We start from the raw sequence: 6,939 nt of genomic DNA, 5'->3' as shown, positions 1-6,939 counted from the left end.
AAATCTTTCTCCCCTTCCCTAGTAGGGAAGGGGGTTAGGGGGTTAGGTTTCGCGTTAGCTTTTCCACATAACGTGAAAAGTCAGGAACATTTAGAAGTTAGGTCTGTTTCTGGCTTGATATTCCATTAAAGCACCTTGACTAATTACCGTCCGCCCATCTTTTCGATGAGTGGGAATCTGTCCTTTTTGCAAAGCCATATATAGACTGCTTTGGTCTATGCCCAAAAATCTAGCAGCCTGGACAAGAGAAGTACCTGGCTTGGGCATACCTCGATTCGTTCTTCTTCGGCGCGATAATGGTTTGAACATAGCAAAATGTAAAGAACTACTTAAGAAATCTCAACTTTTCTCAGAACAAATCGCAAAATTAACATTAATTCAAAATTCACCAAAGCAGTGCTTGTACTGCATCAGACGAGAACCGCATCAGTAATTCGATCTAGCTCTAATTAGATTGCGATCGAATGAATTATAACAAATTATGAAACAAGAGCAATTTAAGACCCTATTGCAATTTTTCAAAGCTTTGGCTGACGAGAGTCGATTGAAGATTGTAGGAATCTTAGCCAATCAAGAGTGCAGCGTCGAAGAATTGGCAGCACTCATGCAGCTAAAAGAGCCTACAGTTTCTCATCATTTGGCAAAACTCAAAGAGTTAAATTTGGTGACAATGCGCCCAGAAGGTAACAGTCGTATATACCAGTTAGATAGCGAAGTCTTACAAAGTATCAGTAAGAAAATTTTCACCCCTGAGCAAATGGCCTCTTTGATAGAGAATGTAGATACGGAAGCTTGGGAAAGCAAAGTCTTGAAAAACTACTTAGAGGTAGACTCTAATAGTACAAATATAGTACAACGGCTCAAAGAAATTCCGGCTAGTCGTAAAAAGCGGTTAGTGATTCTCAAGTGGTTAGCCAACAAATTTGACTTGGGAATTAACTACTCAGAACGTGAGGTAAATGACATTCTCAAACCCTATCATGCTGACTATGCAACTTTAAGACGGGAGTTGATTGGCTATCAATTAATGCAGCGAGACAATGGGGTTTATTGGCGATTGTGAGTAGTGAGTAGTGAGTGCTGAGTGCTGAGTGCTGAGTAGTGAGTAGTGAGTGGTGAGTGGTGAGTGGTGAGTGGTTAGTGGTTAGTGGTTAGTGGTTAGTGGTTAGTGGTTAGTGGTTAGTGGTGAGTTCTCAGTCAAGACTAATCAATTATTAGTGTTCTCCTCTGCTCCCCTGCTCCCTGCTCCCTGCTCCCTGCTTCCCTCATTGCCCTAAATAGGCTTCCAACACTTGGGCATTGTTTTGAATTTCTGCGGGTGTACCATCAGCTAAATTTCTGCCTTCGGCTAGCACCCAAACGCGATCGCACAAGGACATAATGACATCCATATTGTGTTCAATAATTAGAAAAGTCATGCCATCTCGACGATTCCAATTGAGAATGCGATCGCATATATCATCAATTAATCTAGGGTTAACTCCGGCTGCTGGTTCATCTAACAAAATCAATTTGGGATCAGTCATCAACGCCCTACCCATTTCTAGCAGTTTGCGTTGTCCACCAGACAAACCACCAGCATATTCGTAGGCTTTTTGCGCTAAACCCACGGATTCCAGCACTGACATTGCTCTTTCTTTTAATTGCTTCTCTTCTTTGGCTACTACTTGGGTTTGTAACTGCACCTGCCAAAAATTCTCGCCTGTTTGTTTTTGGGCTGCTAGCAGCATATTTTCTAACACTGACAACCGCGAGAGTGTACGGGCTACCTGAAAAGTCCGTACTAGTCCCTGCTGGGCGATTTGGTGGGATTGCAGGTTTTGGATGGGTTCGCCGTCAAAAATCACACGTCCTTTATCTGGATGAATGAAGTTTGAGAGTAAGTTAAATAAAGTAGTTTTACCAGCACCATTGGGGCCAATCAAGCCGGTGATGCTGCCTTTAGCGACTTCTATTTGGGCTTCGCTGACAGCTTTTATCCCCCCAAAGCTTTTGCAAAGTCCAGTAGCTGCTAATAAGGGAAGTGGGGATGATTGGTTATTTACCAAGGGTGAGTTCCTCCTTTTTCCCTAAGATACCTTGAGGCCGCCAAATCATTAGCACCATCAAAATAAAACCAATTACCATGATGCGGAATGCACCTAAACGTGCGGCATCAAGGGGAATAATTTGGGGTAAGACTTCCCGCGTAATGGCATCGTAGGCAAAGTAAATGACTGCGCCTAAGATTGTGCCGATATTGTTACCAGAACCGCCGAGAATGACCATAATCCACGAGTCAAAAGTCAGTTGTGGCTGGAAATTATCAGGATAAATCGCGCTGATTTGCCAAGCGAAGAAAGCACCAGCGACACCTGCGATCGCACCACCTAACATTAAGGATTGTAACTTGTACCAAAAGACATTTTTACCCATTGCTTTGGGTATTTCTTCATCTTCACGAATAGCTTTGAGAATTCTACCCCAAGGCGATCGCACTAAATATTCCAACCGCCAGAATACAAAGGCCAACACCACCAGCGAGGACAACATTAACCCCGCTTTAGGGATGTAGTTATAGAGTGTGATTACCCCAGAAATATAAATCGCGCCTGCCAATAAGCCTAAGATGCTTCCCACCACCAACCGCGAAGTAAATTCTTGCTTATTACCGACTCTGTAACCTGAATCAGTAATCTGTAATTTTTGAGCAGTCCGAATCCACCGCCACAACGAAAAAACAGTAATCGCAAACAGTAGCGTCAGTACACCAATCATCCCCAAGCGAAAGAACAAATTCGGCGGTGTCGATAGAGGTATGGGATAACTCTGCACACCAAAAGCCCCAGATACCCAGGCATCACCTACAGGTAACTCTTGGTTATTGACTACTAAGCGAATCAATTCTCCTGTGCCAATTGTGACAATCGCCAAATAATCTTCGCGCAGGCGCAGAGTTGCCAAACCTATAAGTAAACCTAATAAAGCTGCCACAACTCCACCAATCAGGGCTGATATCAATAAAGGCACACCTTGAAGACTTAACAATACTGTGGTGTAAGCACCCAAAGTCATAAAAGCGATATGACCAAAGTTAATTAACCCTGTAAAACCCCATTGTAAATTGAGTCCTAAACTAAACAGGGCAAAGGTTGCTGTAGAAATTGCGAGAAAAATAATATATTCAATCATTGGTCACGTCGCTGCGCTCCGAATTCAAAATTCAAAATTCGTCTTGAAAAGTTCTGTAGGCGGGAAACCTCGTTAACCATTAGAGATTTATGGGAACAATACCTTTGTGTTTTGGTTTATGTAAACGATAGATGAACTTGCTAAGAATTAGAATCCATCACTTAATTGAGCAGTTAGGGGACGAAGAACTTGACAGCATTTGGAATTGTACTCACGCGCTGCATTGTGACTTTTATATGCTAAATGCAATACAACAAGTCAAGCGATCGCAGCAACCGTGGGACATCTTAACTCATGATGAAGCCGTCAGGATGTTGATGTTTGTCTAGGATTGGGACAAATCAATTCAAAATTCAAAATTTAAAATTTAAAAAACTTCTACCTCTTCCCAGTCCCTAATCCCCAGTCCCCAATCTCTAGTCCCCAAAAAGGTGAACGTAGTGAATTTGGAAATGCGCTATGCCAGGTCTTTTTTAGTAGACCTGAAGAATTTAGAACCTGCTGCCTATCAGCGAGTATATGATTTTGTGTTTTTTGAGTTTGCCGAAAAGCGGACTTTGCATTCTCTGGCAGAACTACGGCAACTTGATGATGAAGGAATTTTTCATCGATTTACTATAGATGATTATTTGGTTGGCATAGAGATTAGGGGCGATATTGTCAAATTTCTTCGGGTCATACCTATGCCAGATGTTTAGGGTCAAGAGTTTCTCAACACTTAAAACTGTATAAGGCAAAGCAGGGATGCGTCTACCGTTACATTACACTTGATTGTAAAGGACACTTTACTAGAGATTTCCCTATGGATGCGAAGGCACTTTGGCAACGATACCAAGATTGGTTATATTTCCACGAGGGATTAGGACTGTATCTAGATGTTAGTCGGATGCGTTTTAATGATGCCTTCGTGAAGTCGTTGCTGCCGAAGTTTGACAAAGCGTTTGCGGATATGGCGGAATTAGAGAAGGGAGCGATCGCTAATCCTGACGAAAACCGCATGGTTGGACACTACTGGTTGCGAAATCCAGATTTAGCACCCACTCCAGAACTTACACAAGAAATTGTTCAAAGTTTAGAACAACTGGAATCCTTTGCGGAGAAAGTTCATACAGGTGCTGTTCATCCACCCAAAGCCAACCGCTTCACAGATATTATTTCCATTGGGATTGGTGGTTCTGCTCTCGGCCCCCAATTTGTTGCTGAAGCCCTCGCCCCGGAATTTCCACCCCTAAAAATTCATTTTATCGACAATACCGATCCTGCGGGCATTGATCGGGTTCTCACTCAACTCAGAAATCATCTTGCTAGCACGTTGGTACTAGTTATCTCCAAGTCTGGAGGTACACCAGAACCCCGCAATGGCATGATTGAAGTCAAAAAAGCCTATGCTGGACAAAATTTAGACTTTGCTCAATATGCAGTAGCCATTACTAGTGCTGATAGCAATTTAGACAAATTAGCTAAAGCGGAAGGCTGGCTGGCAAGATTCCCTATGTATGATTGGGTGGGCGGACGTACCTCAGAAATGTCTACTGTCGGGTTAGTTCCCGCCGCATTGCAAGGTATTGATGTCCGCGCCATGCTAGAGGGTGCAAAAGAAATGGATGACGCTACCCGCGTTCCTGATGTGAAAAACAACCCGGCGGCGTTGCTAGCGTTGTCTTGGTATTTTGCTGGTAATGGTAAGGGTGAAAAAGACATGGTTGTCTTACCCTATAAGGATAGTCTGCTGTTGTTCAGTCGTTATTTGCAACAGCTAGTCATGGAATCCTTGGGTAAAGAAAAAGACTTAGACGGCAATACTGTTTATCAAGGTATTGCCGTTTATGGTAATAAGGGTTCAACCGACCAACACGCTTACGTGCAGCAGTTGCGTGAAGGTGTACCCAACTTCTTTGCTACTTTAATTGAAGTTTTAGAAGACCGCAACGGCGCATCTCCAGAAATCGATCCTGGTGTGACTTCCGGTGATTATCTCTCTGGTTTTCTCCAAGGAACTCGCCAAGCCCTTTACGAAAATCAGCGCGATTCAATTACAGTTTCTATTCCCCAAGTTAATCCCCGGACTGTAGGCGCACTAGTTGCTTTATATGAACGGGCTGTTGGTTTGTATGCTAGCTTGGTCAATGTTAACGCTTACCACCAACCAGGGGTAGAAGCTGGTAAAAAAGCGGCTGCGGCTATTTTGGATCTGCAAGCCAAAGTAGTAGGATTACTGCAAACAGAAAAAACACCCCTCTCTTTGGAACAAATTGCTGAGAAGGCTGGTGTTGCTGATGATGTTGAAGCTATTTACAAAATTCTGCGTCACTTGGAAGCCAATCAACGCGGTGTAGTATTCCAGGGAAATCCTGCACAACCCAGCAGTTTAAAAGTTTCTCTTACCTGATCAATCTACTGCTATGTGAAAAGAACCCCGGTTTCTCAGAGAAACCGGGGTTCTTGACGTTCACGAAGGATTTAGAATTGCTATACAACATAGAAATTAAGTAGATAGAAGTACATAATTTAAAGTTTGTAGTAAGGACTTTAGTCCTGATAGTCCTGGCTTTAAGCAATGAATCACTCTCTACAAAGTGGGATTTTATTCTATGTTTAATGATGCCTATCAACTTAGGCTATTTGATGAATTACAGAATAGAGTAAGGGCAGTTACTATTTGCTTTGACTAACAAAATGTTGATTAAAGTAGCTCTTGGGTAAAAAACAGCGATCTGGTAAAAAAGGATCGTCAGTGTATTGGGCTAGGAAAGCTAAAGGCGGATCTTTATGACAAAACGGCGCGACAAGTCCCCATTCTTCGGCTAACCAAATCCAGTATCCTATTTCAATTTTGCCGTAGTTCGATACAGTATCAATCTCCCCCACGCTGTTATTGATGGGTACTAATTCAGGCGATGACTTGATTTCAGTTAACAGCCAAGCTAACTCATCTACAGTAAAGTAATAACCATAATTAGCAGCAATATAGACAAACTGCTGGGGATTTTTAGCTACTAGCAATTCGTCTTTTATGGTTGGTGTTTTTTGTGCTAAATCAAAAAATTCCCAAATCTGTTTTCTGGTAACGAGAAACCAAGCAAGTTGTTCTGCGGTTAAATTGTAACCATTCTCGGTTACTACGTTAATAAATTGAGCCAGGTTTTGTGTTTCTCCTAATTGATGCTTCAGGAAGAAATTCTTCTCAACAAATCTAAAAAAATCATGAATTTTTCCCCATGTAAAATTACTATAAATATTGTTAAGTTTTATTTTTTCTTTCCAGCAAACATATTCATCATCTTTTAAAAAGAAATTCCAAATCTGGTAATACATAAATCATCTGCCCTTTACTTTACTTCTTTGACAGTATGCTGAAATACCAGTGTAATAAGTATATGCTTGGTTATTCGACAGTATTAATTAAAATCTTTTTGTAAATTCAAGAACACAGGGTACAAGTGTCATATAAACGTGGTTTGAAAAACTTGTAGTTAAAATTACTTACACTAATTTAAATACTAAAGTTAGGCGATTGGCTGCGTGGCAATGTAGCGATCGCTCACTTGATATCGTTACTTTTCTTAATATAAAATCAGTGAGATAACGTTGTTTTAGTCAGTGCGATCGCTCACTTGATATCGTTACTTTTCTTAATATAAAATCAGGAGAGAATCTTTTTATTTTCCTGACTCACCCTGATTTCTACTTTTCCTCTGCTCTAACCAATTAAGTTTGTCGGGAGCTGGATGCAGCTAAAGTTGCACGTCCAGTTCTAATTGGGAGGAG

Annotated in this window: 8 protein-coding genes; 4 read left to right on the top strand and 4 right to left on the bottom strand. The window is 41.6% G+C overall.

Features of this window, described 5'->3' with window-relative positions; all coding sequences use genetic code 11:
* Positions 1-90: 90 nt before the first annotated feature.
* Positions 91-267 carry a helix-turn-helix domain-containing protein gene (locus tag VB693_RS28500; protein WP_190702199.1) on the bottom strand — a complete coding sequence of 59 codons (177 nt, stop codon included), beginning with the start codon at positions 265-267 and terminating at the stop codon, positions 91-93.
* A gap of 214 nt (positions 268-481) precedes the next feature.
* Between VB693_RS28500 and VB693_RS28495 the strand changes: the two genes are divergently transcribed.
* Positions 482-1,063, top strand: a complete 582-nt coding sequence (locus VB693_RS28495) for a metalloregulator ArsR/SmtB family transcription factor (RefSeq protein WP_323269206.1) — start codon at positions 482-484, stop codon at positions 1,061-1,063.
* A 202-nt stretch (positions 1,064-1,265) separates the two neighbouring features.
* Here the strand turns inward: VB693_RS28495 and VB693_RS28490 are convergent, their stop codons facing one another.
* Together VB693_RS28490 and VB693_RS28485 are read right to left on the bottom strand one after the other, a co-directional pair.
* Entirely contained in the window at positions 1,266-2,048 is a 783-nt protein-coding gene (locus VB693_RS28490) for an ABC transporter ATP-binding protein (protein WP_323269205.1), read from the bottom strand.
* Positions 2,038-3,171 (bottom strand): branched-chain amino acid ABC transporter permease, encoded by a 1,134-nt coding sequence (locus VB693_RS28485; protein ID WP_323269204.1) that lies wholly within the window; start codon positions 3,169-3,171, stop codon positions 2,038-2,040. The genes VB693_RS28490 and VB693_RS28485 overlap by 11 nt, the downstream gene beginning before the upstream one ends.
* A gap of 131 nt (positions 3,172-3,302) precedes the next feature.
* Between VB693_RS28485 and VB693_RS28480 the strand changes: the two genes are divergently transcribed.
* The 3 genes from VB693_RS28480 to VB693_RS28470 all read left to right on the top strand — a co-directional run bounded on the left by VB693_RS28480 (position 3,303) and on the right by VB693_RS28470 (position 5,560).
* The gene (locus tag VB693_RS28480) at positions 3,303-3,500 is read left to right on the top strand and encodes a hypothetical protein (RefSeq protein WP_323269203.1); all 198 of its coding nucleotides are present in this window, start codon (positions 3,303-3,305) and stop codon (positions 3,498-3,500) included.
* 111 nt (positions 3,501-3,611) lie between these two features.
* Positions 3,612-3,869 carry a cytotoxic translational repressor of toxin-antitoxin stability system gene (locus VB693_RS28475; protein WP_190701904.1) on the top strand — a complete coding sequence of 86 codons (258 nt, stop codon included), beginning with the start codon at positions 3,612-3,614 and terminating at the stop codon, positions 3,867-3,869.
* A 104-nt stretch (positions 3,870-3,973) separates the two neighbouring features.
* Positions 3,974-5,560, top strand: a complete 1,587-nt coding sequence (locus VB693_RS28470) for a glucose-6-phosphate isomerase (RefSeq protein WP_323269202.1) — start codon at positions 3,974-3,976, stop codon at positions 5,558-5,560.
* A gap of 266 nt (positions 5,561-5,826) precedes the next feature.
* Here VB693_RS28470 and VB693_RS28465 read toward each other — a convergent pair whose 3' ends face one another.
* Complete coding sequence (locus tag VB693_RS28465; protein WP_323269201.1) at positions 5,827-6,486, bottom strand: Nif11-like leader peptide family natural product precursor; 660 nt, start codon at positions 6,484-6,486, stop codon at positions 5,827-5,829.
* Positions 6,487-6,939 lie beyond the last annotated feature (453 nt).

The organism is Anabaena sp. UHCC 0399, from assembly GCF_034931465.1.
In the GTDB taxonomy this organism is placed as follows: domain Bacteria; phylum Cyanobacteriota; class Cyanobacteriia; order Cyanobacteriales; family Nostocaceae; genus Trichormus; species Trichormus minutissimus.
The sequence above is the reverse complement of the archived record's forward strand: the minus strand, read 5'-3'. Positions and strand labels throughout refer to the sequence as shown.